1 protein-coding gene is annotated in these 1,388 nt (G+C 61.6%); it reads right to left on the bottom strand.

All coding sequences use genetic code 11. The features are described from left to right. On the bottom strand, nt 1-1,388 hold a 1,388-nt coding region (locus tag ACM6IT_RS24580), incomplete at both ends, for an immunoglobulin-like domain-containing protein (protein ID WP_414918878.1).

Below are 1,388 nucleotides of genomic sequence, written 5' to 3'. Positions count from 1 at the left end.
TCCTGTACATCGCCGTTGCTGGCGATGCTCACCGTGACCTTGTCGCCCTGATTGTCGGTCGGGGTGCCCGAACCGGGTTCGTCGGTGACCGTGGTTGCGACCTCGGTCTGACTCAGGGTCAGTTTTTCGAAGTTATCCGCGCCGGTAACCGATTCCAGTTTGTTAACGATCGGCACCTGGCCGCCGGTGAAGACGTCGTCGGCAGCGGCGATGGTCGCCGTGCCAGTCGCGGTATTGGCTGGGACGGTGATTTTGGTGCCATCGGAGAGGGTGAACTCCAACGGGCCGTGGTTATTGATCGGCAGACCGGCTGCGTTGGTCAGGGTCACGGTGTAGGTGACTTGGCCGCCTTCAGCCACGGTGGACTTGTCGGCGGTCAGGGTGGCGATCACTTCGCTGACGGTGTCGGTGATGGCCACGTTGGCCGCGGTGCCGTCGATCACCAGGTTTTCGAAGGCCTTGCCGTCGACGCTGGCCGAACCGACGGTCAGGCTCAGGTTACTTGGGTCGTTGTAGACGTCGTCACCCTGCACCGGTGCGGTGTAGATGGCCGACAATTTGCCCGCTTCGATGGTGACGGTGTCGCCGTTGCTCAGGGTGACCTTGAGGTCGTGATCGAGTTTCTGGTCGACCTTGACGGTGAAGGTCGGCGCGAGGTTTTCCTGTACGCCGCCATTGCCTTCGATGCTGACGGTGACCTTGTCGCCCTGGCCTGATGGCTCATCGGTGACGGTGGTGTCGACTGCGGTCTGGCTCAGGGTGAGTTTTTCGAAGTTGTCCGCGCCGGTAACCGATTCCAGTTTGTTGACGATCGGCGCCTGGCCGCCGGTGAACACGTCGTCGGCAGCGTTGATGGTCGCCGTACCGGTCGCAGTATTGGCCGGGACGGTGATCTTGGTGCCGTCGGTCAGGGTGAAGGTGAGTTCACCGTGATTGTTCAACGGCAGACCGGCTGCGTTGGTCAGGGTCACGGTGTAGGTGACTTGACCACCTTCGGCTACGGTGGACTTGTCGGCGGTCAGGGTGGCGATCACTTCGCTGACGGTGTCAGTGATGGCCACATTGGCCGCGGTACCGTCGATCACCAGATTTTCGAAGGCCTTGCCGTCGACGCTGGCCGAGCCGACGGTCAGGCTCAGGTTACTTGGGTCGCTGTAGACGTCGTCGCCCTGCACCGGTGCGGTGTAGATGGCCGACAATTTGCCCGCTTCGATGGTGACGGTGTCGCCATTGCTCAGGGTGACCTTGAGGTCGTGATCGAGTTTCTGGTCGACCTTGACGGTGAAGGTCGGCGCGAGGTTTTCCTGTACGCCGCCATTGCCTTCGATGCTGACGGTGACCTTGTCGCCTTGGCCTGATGGCTCATCGGTGACGCTGGTGTCGACTGT

Source organism: Pseudomonas sp. IT-P4 (genome assembly GCF_949767755.1).
Classification (GTDB): domain Bacteria; phylum Pseudomonadota; class Gammaproteobacteria; order Pseudomonadales; family Pseudomonadaceae; genus Aquipseudomonas; species Aquipseudomonas monachiensis.
The sequence above is the reverse complement of the archived record's forward strand: the minus strand, read 5'-3'. Positions and strand labels throughout refer to the sequence as shown.